The organism is Neobacillus sp. OS1-2, assembly GCF_030915505.1.
GTDB lineage: Bacteria > Bacillota > Bacilli > Bacillales > Cytobacillaceae > Neobacillus.
Genome location: NZ_CP133265.1, coordinates 4,585,473 through 4,601,409, shown reverse-complemented (window position 1 = coordinate 4,601,409; position 15,937 = coordinate 4,585,473). Strand labels below are relative to the sequence as shown.

General features: G+C 38.4%; 17 protein-coding genes, 1 pseudogene and 1 other annotated feature. Of the genes and pseudogenes, 13 read left to right on the top strand and 5 right to left on the bottom strand.

Annotated features, from left to right (window positions below):
* Positions 1-549 precede the first annotated feature (549 nt).
* On the top strand, positions 550-1,443 hold the full coding sequence (locus RCG19_RS22920; protein WP_308109083.1) for an MFS transporter: 894 nt from the start codon (positions 550-552) through the stop codon (positions 1,441-1,443).
* Positions 1,428-1,763: an MFS transporter gene (locus RCG19_RS22915; RefSeq protein ID WP_308109082.1), complete on the top strand. Its 336-nt coding sequence runs from the start codon at positions 1,428-1,430 to the stop codon at positions 1,761-1,763. The genes RCG19_RS22920 and RCG19_RS22915 overlap by 16 nt, the downstream gene beginning before the upstream one ends.
* Positions 1,764-2,051: 288 nt before the next feature.
* On the opposite strand, the pseudogene RCG19_RS22910 reads toward RCG19_RS22915, so the two are convergent.
* A pseudogene (locus RCG19_RS22910) lies at positions 2,052-2,995 on the bottom strand (aldo/keto reductase family protein).
* 192 nt (positions 2,996-3,187) lie between these two features.
* On the opposite strand from RCG19_RS22910, the gene RCG19_RS22905 reads away from it, so the two are divergent.
* The 4 genes from RCG19_RS22905 to RCG19_RS22890 all read left to right on the top strand — a co-directional run bounded on the left by RCG19_RS22905 (position 3,188) and on the right by RCG19_RS22890 (position 7,822).
* Positions 3,188-3,928, top strand: coding sequence for a DUF2161 domain-containing phosphodiesterase (locus RCG19_RS22905; RefSeq protein ID WP_308109081.1), 741 nt, complete (start codon positions 3,188-3,190; stop codon positions 3,926-3,928).
* A gap of 62 nt (positions 3,929-3,990) precedes the next feature.
* A complete protein-coding gene (locus tag RCG19_RS22900; RefSeq protein WP_308109080.1) occupies positions 3,991-5,652 on the top strand; it encodes a LytS/YhcK type 5TM receptor domain-containing protein in 1,662 nt (553 codons plus the stop codon).
* On the top strand, positions 5,649-6,428 hold the full coding sequence (locus RCG19_RS22895) for a LytR/AlgR family response regulator transcription factor (protein ID WP_308109079.1): 780 nt from the start codon (positions 5,649-5,651) through the stop codon (positions 6,426-6,428). The genes RCG19_RS22900 and RCG19_RS22895 overlap by 4 nt, the downstream gene beginning before the upstream one ends.
* Positions 6,429-6,574: 146 nt before the next feature.
* A complete protein-coding gene (locus RCG19_RS22890) occupies positions 6,575-7,822 on the top strand; it encodes an L-lactate MFS transporter (protein ID WP_308109078.1) in 1,248 nt (415 codons plus the stop codon).
* 91 nt (positions 7,823-7,913) lie between these two features.
* On the opposite strand, the gene RCG19_RS22885 is transcribed toward RCG19_RS22890, so the two are convergent.
* Positions 7,914-8,588 carry a cell wall hydrolase gene (locus RCG19_RS22885; RefSeq protein WP_308109076.1) on the bottom strand — a complete coding sequence of 225 codons (675 nt, stop codon included), beginning with the start codon at positions 8,586-8,588 and terminating at the stop codon, positions 7,914-7,916.
* 400 nt (positions 8,589-8,988) lie between these two features.
* Here RCG19_RS22885 and spxA point away from each other — a divergent pair, with 400 nt between their 5' ends.
* From spxA to RCG19_RS22865, 4 genes are all read left to right on the top strand, one after another.
* A complete protein-coding gene (gene spxA, locus RCG19_RS22880; RefSeq protein WP_308109075.1) occupies positions 8,989-9,384 on the top strand; it encodes a transcriptional regulator SpxA in 396 nt (131 codons plus the stop codon).
* A gap of 71 nt (positions 9,385-9,455) precedes the next feature.
* Entirely contained in the window at positions 9,456-9,590 is a 135-nt protein-coding gene (locus RCG19_RS22875) for a BA3454 family stress response protein (protein WP_166240720.1), read from the top strand.
* 156 nt (positions 9,591-9,746) lie between these two features.
* The gene (locus RCG19_RS22870; RefSeq protein ID WP_308109074.1) at positions 9,747-10,160 is read left to right on the top strand and encodes an RrF2 family transcriptional regulator; all 414 of its coding nucleotides are present in this window, start codon (positions 9,747-9,749) and stop codon (positions 10,158-10,160) included.
* Positions 10,161-10,269: 109 nt separating this feature from the next.
* Positions 10,270-10,605, top strand: a complete 336-nt coding sequence (locus tag RCG19_RS22865; protein WP_308109073.1) for an IDEAL domain-containing protein — start codon at positions 10,270-10,272, stop codon at positions 10,603-10,605.
* 74 nt (positions 10,606-10,679) lie between these two features.
* Here RCG19_RS22865 and RCG19_RS22860 read toward each other — a convergent pair whose 3' ends face one another.
* The 3 genes from RCG19_RS22860 to RCG19_RS22850 form a co-directional block, all read right to left on the bottom strand.
* Positions 10,680-11,201, bottom strand: a complete 522-nt coding sequence (locus tag RCG19_RS22860; protein WP_308109072.1) for a hemerythrin domain-containing protein — start codon at positions 11,199-11,201, stop codon at positions 10,680-10,682.
* A gap of 221 nt (positions 11,202-11,422) precedes the next feature.
* Positions 11,423-12,133, bottom strand: coding sequence for an SGNH/GDSL hydrolase family protein (locus tag RCG19_RS22855; protein ID WP_308109071.1), 711 nt, complete (start codon positions 12,131-12,133; stop codon positions 11,423-11,425).
* Between the two features lie 155 nt (positions 12,134-12,288).
* Positions 12,289-12,693 (bottom strand): YkvA family protein, encoded by a 405-nt coding sequence (locus RCG19_RS22850; RefSeq protein WP_308109070.1) that lies wholly within the window; start codon positions 12,691-12,693, stop codon positions 12,289-12,291.
* A gap of 192 nt (positions 12,694-12,885) precedes the next feature.
* Positions 12,886-13,108: a binding site (T-box leader), on the top strand.
* Positions 13,109-13,170: 62 nt separating this feature from the next.
* Between RCG19_RS22850 and RCG19_RS22845 the strand changes: the two genes are divergently transcribed.
* The 3 genes from RCG19_RS22845 (at position 13,171) to RCG19_RS22835 (ending at position 15,922) form a co-directional block, all read left to right on the top strand.
* Entirely contained in the window at positions 13,171-14,874 is a 1,704-nt protein-coding gene (locus RCG19_RS22845; RefSeq protein WP_308109069.1) for a 2-isopropylmalate synthase, read from the top strand.
* A gap of 271 nt (positions 14,875-15,145) precedes the next feature.
* Positions 15,146-15,571, top strand: coding sequence for a hemerythrin domain-containing protein (locus tag RCG19_RS22840; RefSeq protein ID WP_308109068.1), 426 nt, complete (start codon positions 15,146-15,148; stop codon positions 15,569-15,571).
* Between the two features lie 39 nt (positions 15,572-15,610).
* Positions 15,611-15,922: a hypothetical protein gene (locus tag RCG19_RS22835; protein ID WP_308109067.1), complete on the top strand. Its 312-nt coding sequence runs from the start codon at positions 15,611-15,613 to the stop codon at positions 15,920-15,922.
* Positions 15,923-15,937: the final 15 nt, after the last annotated feature.

Below are 15,937 nucleotides of genomic sequence, written 5' to 3'. Positions count from 1 at the left end.
TGGCTAAAAAAATAAGAACATTGGAGTTATCTTCCCGAGTTTGGATGACAATCCGTTATATAGCATAATTCACCGTATTTTCGACTTTGTGTGACCTTGAATGCAATGATAAGATGAAACCTACGTAAAAGAACAATTCGCCAAACGAAAAAAACTGAAAGGAATGATTTTTTATCAATCATTTACAATTAAGTTATACGAGCGAAATGGAAAAAGCGATGTATAGCGCTCACGGTGTAGGTTATGAGGAGTATTGCAGATCTCATTCAGTAAGAATGAGGGTCGAAAAAAGCCGTGAAAGGAATTATAATACGTGTCGCAGAATGGTTGCTGACCTTGACCTACTTGTTCATTTTAATAATCGCTTAAAGTTATGAGATAAGGGAAACCAATGTTAAATTACACTGGTTTCCCTTTATATTAGTGCCCGGCCAAATAAATCTTTCTCTTCATTTGTCATCGTTCTTTTTTCGATAAGAAAATTCTTTACAACTTTTGCACAAATTGGTTAACTTGATAAAGAAGCTTATAAATTGCGAGGCATTACATATGATGAAAATTAAAAACTATGTTGGACAGTTCCACCCGATTGTATGGGTTTTATTAATTGGCACAGCGTTGTCGAGGGGCTCCGCATTCATGACTCTGCCGTTTCTATCAATCTATTTATCAAGACATATGGATCTGTCACCAGTTATTATCGGCATAACAGTCGGGATGAGTCCATTGATGGCGACGGTGGGAGGATTTATTGGCGGTCATTTATCGGACAGGTATGGTCGTAAACCAATCATGCTGGTCTCATTGTTTATGGTTGCATTTGTTTACTATGGATTCACCGTGGCGACAGGACAAGGATGGTTTATCCTATTAAACGCTTTAAATGGCCTTAGTAACTCATTCTTTGAACCAACAGCACAAGCGCTAATGGCTGATTTAACCGAGAAAACTAAGCGGATAAGGGTGTATTCCCTACGATATACTGCGATGAATATCGGAGCATCCGTTGGTCCACTTATCGGAGCGTATTTAGCCAACACCTCGGCTAAGTTATCCTTCGGTATAACAGGGACAATCTATTTACTTTACGCACTTGTATTAGTTTACTTTTTAAAAAGGCTTGAAGTACCAGTATCACAAGAAAAACATAACAAGAAGGTTGTATCCTTCGGTGCTGCTTTCCAGATAATTAAAACGGATAAGGCCTTAAGATATTTAATCATTGGAATCATTTTGGTCAACATGGGCTATGTTCAAATTGATTCCAATCTGCCGCAAATATTAGAAGGCACAGTCGAAAATGGTGTCTTTATTTTTTCCTTGTTGATCACTATTAATGCTGTGATGGTTGTAGTCCTGCAAATGCCAATTAGCCATCTGGCTGAAAGATTTAAGTTAATGCAGGTTATGGTAGTGGTGCCTTTTGCATGGCGGCTGGATTGATTGGTTTTAGTTTTGCCAGCGGGTGGGTGACCTGTATTATAGCTATCGTCTTATTAACGTTAGGAGAAATATTAATTTTCCCTTCTAACAGTATGATGATTGACAAGCTTGCGCCAGAACATTTGCGTGGAACTTATTTTGGAGCTGCCCAATTCCGGAAAATTGGCAACTTCCTTGGCCCAGTCATCGGTGGTTACCTTCTTAGCCATTTCAATGGTCAAATCATGTTTTGGATAATTGCACTCGTAACGATCGGAAGTATCATTTTCTTCACATCCGGTAATAGATCCAGAGTAGAAAAAGGCGAAAAGGCAGTTTAACTATGAGCAAACTGCCAAAAAGCGTCTTAACGATAAACATGAAAATGCCTCAGGATTCAACTCCTGAGGCATTTCCTCGTGGTCTAGGAAATTATAAACTCATCCCATTGTGGATAACTTGGAATAGTTTTCTGAATCCAGCTCCAGCGCCCTAGCGGCTAATGTCCTTCGCTCTCCGCCCTACGATAAGTCAACATCGAATCGCCTCCGGCTTTTCGTGTTTCCTTTATCTCAGTTGGAGTGCTCCAGGCCATACGCCGCTGAACAGGGCGCTTGCGCATTTTGTTCTTATTTTAATATATCCTCGATTCTTGCAAGTGTTTCGGCGCTTAATTTCACACCTGATGCTTTAACGTTTTCTTCGATTTGCGCTGATCGGCTTGCACCCACTAATGCGCTTGCAACATTACTCTGTCTTAAAATCCAGGCAAGGGCAAGATTGGCAAGCGAAAGATCATTTTCTTGGGCCACACCTTTTAATAATTCGACCTTATCGAGATTCTCGTCGGTTAATAATCCAAATAGGCTGCTGTATTTTTCCTGTGCGGCACGAGTACCTGCGGGAGCTTTTTCCCCCTTTTTATACTTACCTGTTAGGACACCTTGTGCAAGCGGCGACCAAACGACCTGGCCAATTCCATGCTTTTCTGAAACTGGGAGGACTTCTTTTTCAATATAGCGCTGCAGCATGCTGTATTGCGGCTGATTGACAACGATCCGGTCGAGTAGTTTTTTATCAGCGAGATGGACAGCTTCGCTAATTTGTTCGGCTGTCCACTCGCTCACACCCACATATAAAACCTTTCCTTGGCGGACAAGATCATCAAGTGCGCGCAATGTTTCGTCGAGTGGTGTTTCAGCATCAAATCGATGGCAATAATAAATGTCGACATAGTCCGTGTTAAGTCGTTTTAAGCTTGCGTGGCATTGTTCGATAATATGTTTGCGAGATAAACCTTTGTCGTTAGGTCCATCACCCATTGGCCAAAATACCTTCGTGGCCAGTACAAATGAATCACGGGCATATTTCTGAAGGGCCTTGCCTACGACAATCTCAGCTTCCCCCGCATGTAAACATTGGCTGTATCAAAAAAATTTATTCCTAAATCGTATGCCTTATCAATTGATGCGGTCGCATTTTGTTCCTCCACATATCCACCATACGTAAGCCAGCTACCCAAGCTTATTTCACTTACTTTTAACCCTGTTTTTCCTAAGCGGCGATATTCCAAAATGATTCCCCCTAAAAAAATTTCGTGATTCAAAGTAAAAGTACTACATTTAGAGTTAAAATGTCTACTATTAGAAACTTCTCTGGAACGAATATTTTTTCTTTTCCTCCATTTCTAGTAGAATTATAATCAATCTTGATAAAGTGAATAGGCAATATGACTAGTTTGATGTAAATTGGATGGTGAATACAAATGACTGAAATAAAAAAACTGCTAGAGGTAGATTTATATAAACCAATTCAGGCATATTTCTTACGTGAAGAGTATGAGGTTTATGGCGAGGTGAAGGATTGTGATATTGCCGCAATAAAAGGTGATGAGTTAGTTGTTATTGAATTAAAGCTCAACTTAAGTGTGGATCTACTAATCCAGGCCACAAAACGACAAAGGTTTACGGATCAAGTTTATATTGCGATACCAAGACCAAGATATCGATTGAATTCGAGGCAATGGGCAGATAAATGCCATTTAGTTAGAAGGCTTGAGTTGGGTTTGATTGTTGTTTCATTTTCAGGCAATCGAACAAAAGCAGAAATAATATTTCCTCCAACTTCGTTTAATCGTCGTAAAAGGATCGGTCAAAGTAAGCTAAAGAGAGCAGCCATAATGAAAGAAATCAATGGTCGGAGTGCGGACTTCAATATTGGTGGAAGTAATCGGACAAAAATCATGACAGCCTATAAAGAAAATTCTATCCAAATTGCCTGTTATCTTGAAAAATTGGGACCATTATCGCCGAAAGCGTTAATTCAAATGGGAACCGGTCATAAAACTTCCTCCATTCTAACCAAGAATTATTATGGTTGGTTCGAAAGAATTAAGCGTGGCACTTATGTTATTAGTAAGAAGGGAAAACAAGAGGTTAAGGAGTATTCGGACCTTATTATTTATTATTTGGGAATAATACCAAATAATGATGTGCCATCGGAATGAAAGTATTTCTGCAAGTATGCCCCATGTATTGGAGGTACTTGAACTATAGAAAGGAAATTTAGATGAATACAACTTTAGAAATGCTGATCCATTTATTTGAACGAGCTGCTTTGCTCTTAATTTGCCTGTTCTTTATGATCCGTATCCCGAGATTTAAGGAATCTCTACAAAAGGACCACCATTCCCCCATAGAGCGAGTGATCATTACGCTTGTGTTTTGCTTATTTGCCATTTTTGGTACGTATTCAGGAATTAATGTGGAAGGGTCGCTCGTTAATGTTAGGATCATCGCTGTCGTTTCGGGGGGAATCTTGTTTGGACCCTGGGTAGGAATTATTACTGGGATTGTATCAGGAGTCCATCGATATGTAATTGATATTGGTGGACCCACTTCCATCCCCTGTTTGATTACGAGCATTTTAGCGGGGGTTTTATCGGGATATATAAACCAAAGTGTGAAGAGGTCTTTGCGCTGGATTTATGGAATAGTGGCCGGGATGTTGTCTGAAATTTTGACAATGGTACTGATTCTAGCGATGGCAAATCCATTCGAGTTAGGGTTGGACATTGTCTCTAAAATCGCTTTTCCGATGATTGCAGGTGAGGTTAACATTGGCTTAATTGTTTTGCTTGTAATGAGTGTCGAAGGTGAAAAGGAAGTAATTGCAGCGAAACAGGCAAAGTTAGCATTGGATATCGCAAACAAGACATTACCATACTTTCGATCGATTCATTCGGATTCCCTGAAAGAGATCTGCCATATAATCAAAAATGATATCAAGGCCGATGCAGTTGCGATTACAGATACGAAAAATGTGCTTGCTTATGTGGGTTTTGGGGAAGAACGATATGTAATCGGGCAGGAAATCATTAGTGATTTGACCAAAGAGGCGATTCACAGCGGGAATTTCATTATTCGAAATCAGGTGGCGGATCATCATACACCCCAAATTCACTCCTTGCTCATTGTCCCCTTTGAGGAGAGTGGAGAAGTGACGGGAACACTTAAAATCTATTACCGCAAAGCCTATAAAATGACCTATTCACTACAGACCATGGCCATCGGATTATCGCAAATTATCTCCACACTGATGGAGGTATCCCGGATTGAACAGATTAAGGAAGCAGCGAACAAGGCGGAGTTGAAGGCACTCCAAACAAAGATTAATCCTCACTTTTTATTTAATGCACTAAATGCGATTGCCTCCACTACACGCAGAAATCCAGACAAAGCACGTGAGTTGATTATCAATCTTTCTGGCTATATGCGTTACAATTTAGAAGTTAGTGATGAATTAATTGATATCCATAAAGAATTGAAACAAGTCCGTGATTACGTGGAAATAGAGAAAGCTCGTTTTGGCCATCGATTAACGGTTGTTTACGAGATTGATGATGTACAAGTCAACATTCCAAGTCTGCTCATTCAGCCGTTAGTCGAAAATGCCATTATTCATGGGATCTTAAAGATAAAAGGTCCAGGTTTGGTGACTATCGCGGTGAAGGATTTAGGAAATAAAATAAGAATAAGTGTTAAGGATACGGGGGCTGGAATAAGTGAGGATGTCATTCAACAATTGTTGCTAGATGATGTACCATCAAACAAAATCGGTTTGTATAATGTTCACCAGCGAGTGAAACTCATTTATGGCCATGGATTGGTCATCCACCGTTTGTCACCCGGAACAGAAGTTTTTTTTGATATCGTAAAGGAGAATATATGAAAGCGATTATTGTGGAAGATGAAATACCAGCTCGCGAAGAACTGGAGTATTTAGTTGGAGCCCATAGTGGAATCGAAGTGACCGATTTCTTTGACGATGGCTTAGATGTTTTAAAATTTTTGCAGGAGCATGAAACAGATGTCATCTTTTTGGATATTAATATCCCGTCCCTTAATGGGATGTTGTTAGCGAGTACCATCAGTAAATTCACAAAAAGACCTTATATTGTCTTTACTACTGCCTACAAAGAGCATGCAGCCCAAGCATTTGAACTCGAAGCCTTCGATTACATCTTAAAACCCTATGAGGAGAAGCGGATTGCCGCAATGTTAAGCAGGCTGGAATCTGCTTTTAAACGAGATCGCGCAGAAACACCCTTATCGGATAGAAAGCTCGAATCTCAACTGGATTCTGGGAGGCAGCAAAGAGAAAACACTTCGAAGTCTGCTAGTCGGATTAATTTGAAAAAGAATGACAAAATTATTGTAACAGACGCAAATGATATTTATTATGCTCTAGCAAGAGAAAAAGCTACCTTGGTGTATACCCAACAGGAGGAGTACATGATGCCAATGAGCATCACGGAATTTGATTCCCTTTTACCAGTTGACCTTTTTTTTCGCTGTCACCGTTCTTATACGGTTAATTTGACCAAAATTCGTGAAATTGTTCCTTGGTTTAATCAAACCTACATATTACGACTGAAAGATCTTAAAGAAGAAATTCCCGTTAGCAGAAGCAAAGTAAAGGAATTTCGACAAATTATGCATCTTTAACCGCCATTCATTCCGAATTATAGGCATTTCATTCTGAAAACGGTTTCTGCTTTTTTTCGATGCTATGATGATGATGTAAACAAAATCAATTAAAAATTCTGATGGTCATACATTATCATTTTTTTAGAAGAAAAGAGGAGATCAAATTGAAATCAAGTGCAGATCGTCGCTGGTTGATTGTAGTAGGAACTATTATTGTTCAGATGGGATTAGGTACCATCTATACTTGGAGCCTTTTCAATCAACCCTTAGTAGACCACTTTGGTTGGAAATTAAATTCAGTTGCCTTTACTTTTTCGATTACTAGCTTAGCTTTGGCTTTAGCAACGTTGTTTGCTGGGAAGCTGCAGGAAAAATGGGGAATTCGCCGGTTAATTGCTTGCGCCGGGTTTGTGCTTGGCATAGGATTAATCATCAGTTCTCAGGCATCATCATTATGGATGCTGTATATTTTGGCAGGGGTTGTTGTTGGTGCAGCTGATGGTACGGCCTATATTACATCGTTATCAAATTTAATTAAGTGGTTTCCGGAAAGAAAAGGCCTTATTTCAGGTATCTCTGTTGGAGCATATGGTACAGGAAGTTTGCTATTCAAATTCATTAACGGGTCACTCATTCAATCCGTCGGTGTTACCCAAACATTCTTTTTCTGGGGATTAATTGTCATGATTATGGTTGTTGGTGGTTCATTCCTTGTTCGGGAAGCAAAGATCACTAAAGGGAATCAAACTGTTGGCGGCAGTATTCAAAAAGATTTCTCAGTTAAAGAAATGCTTAAAACGAAGGAAGCTTATCTTTTATTTGTTATTTTCTTTACCGCATGTATGAGCGGCTTATACTTAATCGGAATTGTTAAGGATATTGGGGTTAGGCTTGCAGGACTTGATATTGCAACGGCAAGTAATGCTGTGGCATTAGTGGCAATTTTTAATACAAGCGGACGTATTATTCTTGGAGCATTATCGGATAAAGTAGGGCGTTTGCGTGTCGTTTCAGGCGCACTGCTTGTCACTGCAGCAGCTGTAACGGTATTAAGTTTTGTTCATGTAACCTATGGGGTATTCTTCGCTTCAGTTGCAGCTATTGCATTTTGCTTTGGCGGTAACATCACGATTTTCCCTGCCATTGTGGCCGATTTCTTTGGCTTGAAAAATCAGAGCAAAAACTACGGTATTATTTATCAAGGCTTTGGAATCGGTGCCATATCAGGATCCTTTATTGCTTCTTCTTTAGGCGGCTTCATTCCTACCTTTAAATTAATTGCCGTTTTAAGTATTGTTTCCGTATTAATAGCGATGTTAATCAAATCACCGGGCAATGGAAAAATAAAAATGAAGGAAAAGAGAAATCATGGTGAAGTCCGTAGTCTTTCACCAGAGTCAAAAGTTAGTTAAGAAAATTAAGTGCCTGACACCCCGCAGTACTATCGCTAGTACAGCAGGGTGTCAGGCACCTTTTTACTTATTTTTCCATATTTACCTCGCATTATTTAGCAAATACATGATCCCCAATTGTTTTCACTACTTCACGGGTACGAATCCAATTATCCGTAGCAATTTCTGGGTTATAAAAATAAATAGAATCATTTAAACGATCTTTTCTTGTTAATGCTTCCTCAACTGCTAGTTTCGCTTCCTCTGATGCAGGTTTATTAATTTCACCATTTTGAACAGGTGAAAACGCATAGGTATTGCCAACAACTTCTTTAATCACACCTGTAACTGTATTCGGGAAGTGTGGAGAATCGACTCGATTTAATACGACAGTTGCAACCGCCACTTTTCCTTCCTTTGGCTCACCTTTTGCTTCTGCTTCTACCAATCGGGCAAATAAATCTTTCTCTTGACTTGATATGGAAACGGCAGGATCCTCTGGTTCTTTTACCGTCACTTCTATTTTGGGATTTGATGGCTGAATTACTACTGCTTGCATTTTATCAGGATTTTGCAACATTTCTTCTATATAAATACCGTCGTCATGACGGTTAAGATCTTTATTATCATCAATAGTTAAACCATATTGTTGGCCAAGTTCCAAAAGGTTCTTTTCTTTTACAACTTGATTTTCGGTAACAGCCTCGACTGTATTATTTTGTAAACTGATAAATGCAAGTGTAGCAACACAAGCTACAACTAATTTTCTCGTATAGCTGTTTTTCATGTGGCTACCTCCTCTTAATTTGTATGATACTACCTTACCATCTGCGGGTTTCGTGTTACAGAACAGGACTGTTACTTTTTTTGTTAGTTTGATGAACAACATTACAGGGAAAATAGAATTATGACATTATTCCTGAATAAGTGACATATTCAACCCAATATTGCGAAATAGAGGAATATTTTACTGGGAATTTTAATTGACCTCCGAAAATCACAATAGTACCTGACTCCCAGCACGCTAAAGTATCTGGACTTGGGGGCAGCTACCTTTAATTTTTCATTAGACTAAAACTTTTCAATTGACAAAATGAACTGTAACGATTATGGTTACAGTATGATAACTGTAATATTTTTTATTACATTTATGTATTTGCCAACTACACTAAGGAGTGTGTAAAAGCATGGTAACTGTGTATACGACCCCGAGTTGTGCCTCATGCCGAAAAGCAAAAGCTTGGCTTGAAGAGCATCAAATTGACTATGTAGAAAGAAATATATTATCTCATCCCCTTACAGTTGATGAGATTAAATCGATTCTTCGTTTGACAGAAGAGGGGACTAGCGAGATTATTTCCACTAATTCGAAGTCATTTCAAGAATTGCACGTAGATTTTGAATCTCTTTCGCTTAATGAATTGTATACAATAATAATGGAACATCCCAAAATGATGCGTCGGCCAATTATCCTGGACGAAAAAAGATTACAGGTTGGATATAACGAGGACGAAATTCGTAGTTTTCTGCCTCGAAGGATACGGAACTATTTATACACCGAGTTGCAAAAAGCAGCAAATTAAAATGAAAACGACGGGTATTAATGCTTAGTCTTTTCATTGAATCGAAAGCCTAATTAAGGGAGGAAACACTGATGATTGAAGTATTCGTGACAGTCCATTATAAAGATAAAAATTACCATACCAATGTAATAGTGAAAAAAGATATGACATGGCAGAAAATTAAACGGATAGCAGAGAGGCAAGTAAAAAAACAATGGGATAGGTAAATAAATCGGCTTTGCGAAAGAAATAGAGTGCTTAGTGCTTGACTAGCCAATCTGTAATACTTAATATTACAGTACGTGATTACTTTTATAACAGATGCAAAAAATAGTGGTACTAGGAAAAACGGTGAGATGTTTTCTTACTTAGGAGGCAAGCACATGAATAGTGATTTTACCCTTGCCATTCATAGTTTAACTTTACTTGCACTACAGCCGGACCGCATGTCAACGAGTGATGCGATTTCAGAAAGTGCTGGTGTCCATCCGGTACGCATCCGAAAAGTGCTAAGTTTGTTAAAAAAACATGGATTTATTAAATCAAAAGAGGGAACGGGCGGTGGATTTATTTTTGCCCTAGATTTAAGTGAAGTGAATCTTTGGGATATATATAAGATAACCTCTGATGGCGCATTAAAGCCTAAGTGTCCTGAAGCAAATGAAAAGTGTATTGTAGGGGCAAATATGCAACGAGTCCTTTGTGGCATTTTCTTTGGGGCGGAAAAGCATTTGGGAGAATATTTAAAGGATTATACAATCAAAGAAGTGGTTGATCTTGTTAATCAGGAGAATTAACAAATGGATGAATGGAGACCACCTTCAATAAATGTATTAAAAAAGTTACAGATTATTGAAATCCGCCATATTCTAAAATGAAATACTAAAATGAAGAAGGTGAAGAAGTATGTATTCCAATACTAATGCGATTCTAAAAACAGGGGATTGGGTTAAGGCAGAATCACAGGATGGTGCGTTAATCATTGGATATATTGAATCATTATCTAGTGTTGATGGGGTAGTAAAGGTAACCGTTGTTACTAGTGACAATAACCAAACGATTGGCAAAACTATACCATTTTTAAGCAAACAGGTTAAGATGCTGCCTGTTTCAACTGTAACTAATAAGGCACAAATTGAATTTCTTCTAGACCTAGCCTTATCAACTGGGGATAAGGAATGGTTTTTGGCGCTTTCTTCGAAGTTAAATGCGATGAAGCAGCTTGTTGATGGAGTACATTGAACAGTTAAAATCGAGAAAAAAGAGCCCATTCCTTTTCGGAATTGGACTCTGTTATTTTGATGTTGTATCGTAAATTACTTTTGTTCGGAAACTCTTTGGTTTACCAATTCTTTCTCTTCTGGGGTAAACATCCGTTCAGCCATCGGATATAGGACCTGTTCTTCTTTGGCAAAATGGTTGATTAAAGTATGGTAAGCATTTTTGATCAAGGCTGCATTTTCGATCATGTCCTCGGATGAAAATTCTGTTTGCTTCTCCGTATTGGAAAAGAATTTATGGATATATCCATTTGCTTGTTCGTGTTCGTATTCCATGACCGAAATAGGGCCGCCGTTTTTACCGAGATACTCTTCCATCATTCGGAATAAAATATCTTCCTCACGTACGGAATGATGCTCAAGGTCTGTGAAAAATTGATGTACAGCCTGAATTAACTCTGTGAAGGAACCGCCTTGTTCCTCTTCTACTTTTTCACATAAAGAATGTAAAGATTGAAGATCGTTTCGTAATGGGATATGTTCACTCACTAATTTATGTAAACCTTCTGAAAGTACTGCTGGACTATTTCCAAATGAGTCGCTTGGACAACCTTGCATGGGAAAAATCTCCTTTCGATTATCATTGCTATAAGTATATACAAACGAAAATCTTTTTATTGTGATATAAATCACTTTTAAGCGAACGGTTTGTACGAACATCTTACAACATATTATGAAAAACGAAGAAAGAGAGCCGAGGCAATAAAATGCCGGCTCTCTTTTCTAATGCCCCTGCCAAGGATATTTATTTTAACATAGTTTTACTTAGCATACATACCCTATCTATTTGACGTCTGAATCTGATGATCTGGCCATTTACTCAAAAAATTAAAGACTGCGATACTAAAAGCACTATAGCCTTCTGCTGTTAAATGGATCCCATCCTCGCTGATTAAATTAATGGAGTCACCAGCTTTTTTAATTGCCGTTCTAACATCAATTTTGGGTACCTTTAGCTCATCTGCCAATTTATTTAAATGGTAGTTATACATCCCATGCCAGTGTTGAATGCCCCCCATTTTACCGATCCAGTTCCCAATAGAAGTGCTATATTGGGTGGAAATGGTCTGATAATATCTGACTGGGTCGAGCGGTGGTAAGGTGGCTATAATTGGTATAATACCACTATCTCGCAATTTTTTAACAATTTCACTGATATTCGATAAATACCGTTGGAGTGAAACAGTTGCTTGATGTTCCTCCATAGGTTTTTTGATTATTTCATTCCAGTTAAAATTGCAGTCGTTTCCGCCGACTTCAATAATCGTATAATCGGGATGTTCATTAAGAACATCTCTTTCTAGCCTTGTCAACATTAAATCAGAGTTATCATTAAAAACTCCTTTGTTAATAACGGTAACGTCATTTTCTTCCTGTTGATTAAATAACTCTTGCAAGAAAGCAGGATAGTTTTCCTTCAGGATTCGCAATCTCCCTTTTACTACCGAGACCCCACGTGTTAAACTATCGCCAAAACAAATAATTTTCATTTATATCACCATTCTTTGGCGGATTTTTCTTTTACTTTAACATCTTTATAAAATGATTAATAATTACATTCGTCATCTTTTTGATAAAAAATTAAAAAGAGGCCAATTTTTTTGTCACATGTAAGGGGTTGCTGTTTTTTGAAGATGAATGATATTTACCCAAGTTTTTCATCAATATCTGTTGTATCTACTTGATCACCAAACCAGTCTTTTAATTTTTCCTTTGCTTTATTTTTAATATCTTCATCGATGTACATGGCCACTTGGAAGAGGGCTACTCCCAATGCACCTAAATCATCTGTGTAACCTACTCCAACCGCAAAATCGGGAATTAAATCAAATGGCAGAATGAAATATCCCAATGCGCCAATAATGATAGCTTTTGCTCTAACTGGTATTTCCGGTTTTTGCAGAGTGAAATACAAGAGTAAAACAGCATATACAACGGATGAACCTGCTTTTTTGCCAAATTTCTTTAGTTTGTCCCAAAACTTTTCATCGGAATAATTTTCACTTGCCGCTTCCATTTCTTTTTCCAAATTTTCCTCATTATTTTTCATATTTTTCACAACCCTTTCATATGTACTACTATTATTTTACTAAATCGAGAGAGAATAATGTAAAATAATCTGTTATTTACAGCATGGTCCGAGCAGAAATTCAACAAGTTATTAAAAAATGATTGGTAATAGGCCTTGATTATTTTCACTATCCGTTATAGAATAAGAAAAATCAAAAAATTCAATTAAAGTAAAAACATGATGATTGGGAGTATTAAGGATTATTTATTGTTTAGAGAGCTGTCGGCTGGTGAAAGACAGTCAATAAATCCCCCAACTCGCCCAGGAGTGGTAAGGCTGATATGTAGGCCTTAACGGTCGGCCACCGTGATCGAGTCGTAAAGTGGATTCGTTTTGTTTGTTTAACCGAATCAAAAAGAGTGGTACCACGTAGGCAAAGCCTGTCGTCTCTTATGAGATGATGGGCTTTTTTATTTTTTAAAATGGGACTATTAAAATGAAAAGGTGGTCGTGAAAATGAAAAATGTTGAAAAGTATTCCAGAGGGTATTTTATGCCCCCGGTGAAAAGCTTTAAATGGACTGAGAAGGAATATATTACGGAAGCTCCAACGTGGTGCAGTGTGGATTTAAGGGACGGGAATCAGGCATTGGTGATCCCAATGAGTTTGGAGGAGAAACTAGAATATTTCCAATTGCTATTGGAAGTAGGATTCAAGGAAATTGAAGTGGGCTTTCCTGCAGCATCAGAAACGGAATATGCTTTCCTAAGGACCTTGATCGAACAGGATTTGATCCCAGACGATGTAACAGTTCAAGTACTAACACAGTCCAGAGATCATATAATTGAAAAAACATTTGAAGCACTTCGCGGTGTTAACAAAGCAGTGGTCCACCTTTACAATTCGACTTCAGTGGCACAGCGTGAGCAGGTTTTTAAAAAATCCGAAGAGGAAATTATCGACATAGCTGTAACCGGGGCGAAATTGCTTAAACAGTATGCGGATGAGACGGAGGGGAATTTCCAATTTCAGTATTCTCCAGAAAGCTTCACGGGTACAGAGATGGAGTTTGCACTTGAAATATGTAACCGGGTACTTGATATTTGGCAGCCTACAGATGACAATAAGGTGATTATCAACCTTCCAGCTACGGTATCCATGTCCATGCCGCATGTTTATGCCAGCCAAATTGAGTTTATGAGCGACCACCTGAACTACCGTGACAATGTGATTCTCTCACTTCATCCACATAATGACAGAGGAACAGGCGTAGCAGATACTGAGCTTGGGATGCTTGCTGGCGCACAGAGGGTCGAAGGAACGCTGTTTGGAAATGGAGAAAGGACAGGAAATGTCGATATTGTCACTCTTGCCATAAACATGTATTCACACGGTGTAGATCCACAGCTTCATTTTGAACATATCCGTGAAATCATTTCCAAGTATGAGAAATTGACTAGAATGAGGGTACATGAAAGACACCCATATGCCGGTGAACTAGTTTTTACTGCCTTCTCAGGCTCTCATCAGGACGCCATTGCCAAAGGAATGAAATGGCGTGAGGAAGCAGAACGTCAGTGTTGGGCCGTCCCTTATCTATTAATTGATCCAAAGGATATTGGCAGAGAGTATGAAGGAGATATTATCCGTATTAATAGTCAATCCGGTAAAGGCGGGATTGGGTATATTCTGGAGCAAAATTATGGGCTTGATTTACCTGCTAAAATGCGTGAAAGCTTTGGCTATCATGTTAAAAATGTATCAGACCGTTTGCATAAAGAGCTTATGCCAACTGAGATCTATGACATCTTTACTAAAGAGTATGTTAATATCAATACCCCTGTAGAGTTTACTCATTACAGATATACGCAAAATGATCATTATGAAACGTTGGTATCAATCAGGATCAATAATGAGATTCACGAATTTACTGGTGTGGGGAACGGAAGACTGGATGCGATCAGCAATGTTTTACAAACCAAACTGGATCTTCAATATAGGGATTTAGTCTATAAGGAGCATGCACTTGAAAGTGGTTCTCGGTCGAACGCTGTATCTTATGTAGGAATCACTGCATTAGATGGAACGGCTTATTGGGGCTGCGGCATCGACGCCGATATTATGACTTCCTCTGTAAAAGCGCTGTTTAGCGCCATTAATAACATGATAACCAACGCACAACTGCCGATTAAAACAGGACTCCACGCTACAAAAAAATAACCTTATCAATATAAATAACTTAGCTTATAACTAAAGGGTGTCAGGCACATGTGAATTTTTCACATGTGCCTGACACCCTTTTTGTTCACAATCTAGCTACAACATTCGCTGTTATTAAAGTTTATTAATGGAAAATTTGGGGAGGATTATAAGGATTTCCATTTTAAGTGAATTCCGTCTGCTTAGGAAAATAAAATGGTTTGTAATGTATAGAATAAGCCTTAGGAAATAATTACCTTTTTATCAAGTTGAATGAAGGGAGCGAAATAACTTGTCAGGACCGAGCTTGAGAAAACCGGATGCACATTCATCCATCCATGAGGCAGCACTGAATGAGGCATTAGAATTACGTAATTTAGTACAGAAATGTCTTCATGATGGTGAAAAAGAAAAGGCCTTAGAGGTTTTAGGGGTAACAATTGAACATTGGGAAACACGGACATTGAAACATGCCGAGGCAGAGGAGGAAGGGCTTTATAGGGATATCGTCAAGGATAATCCAGAATTGGAGCATACCGTTATCCAATTAACGCGTGACCATGATCTTATGCGGCGGATCGTAGAAAATATAAAAGTGAGATTGCAAACACAAGAACCGGATAATCGGATGATTTCCTTATTGGATAGCCTCGTTATTATTGATGAGATTCATAATGAAGATGAAATGAATAAACTTCTTGCGAAAAGTAAAAGATAACGTAGGAAAAATTGGTTAATTTAGGGAGGCGAAGATGAAATGAGTAATAAACCTAGTTTAGAGGAAAAGTTATTACGGTTTGCGGCACCAGCACTTTATCAGAAAATGTCTGATATCTTTTCAGACTTGAATATTCATCCCTTCGATATCCATGGGACTGTTACGAAAAGTGAAAATGGCTATGAACTCACATTACGATTTTCGCCTTCTTTTTCACAGTCTGTGACAACAATGGTGAGCTTTGAACAGGCCCTAAACCCTGATGATGAGGTGGTTCGTTTTTTTGAAGAAGCCGCGGAGAAATGTAAATCGCAGTTAATTTCAGAGTACTACAAAATGATCAAACTATAGAAGGAGTGACTAATC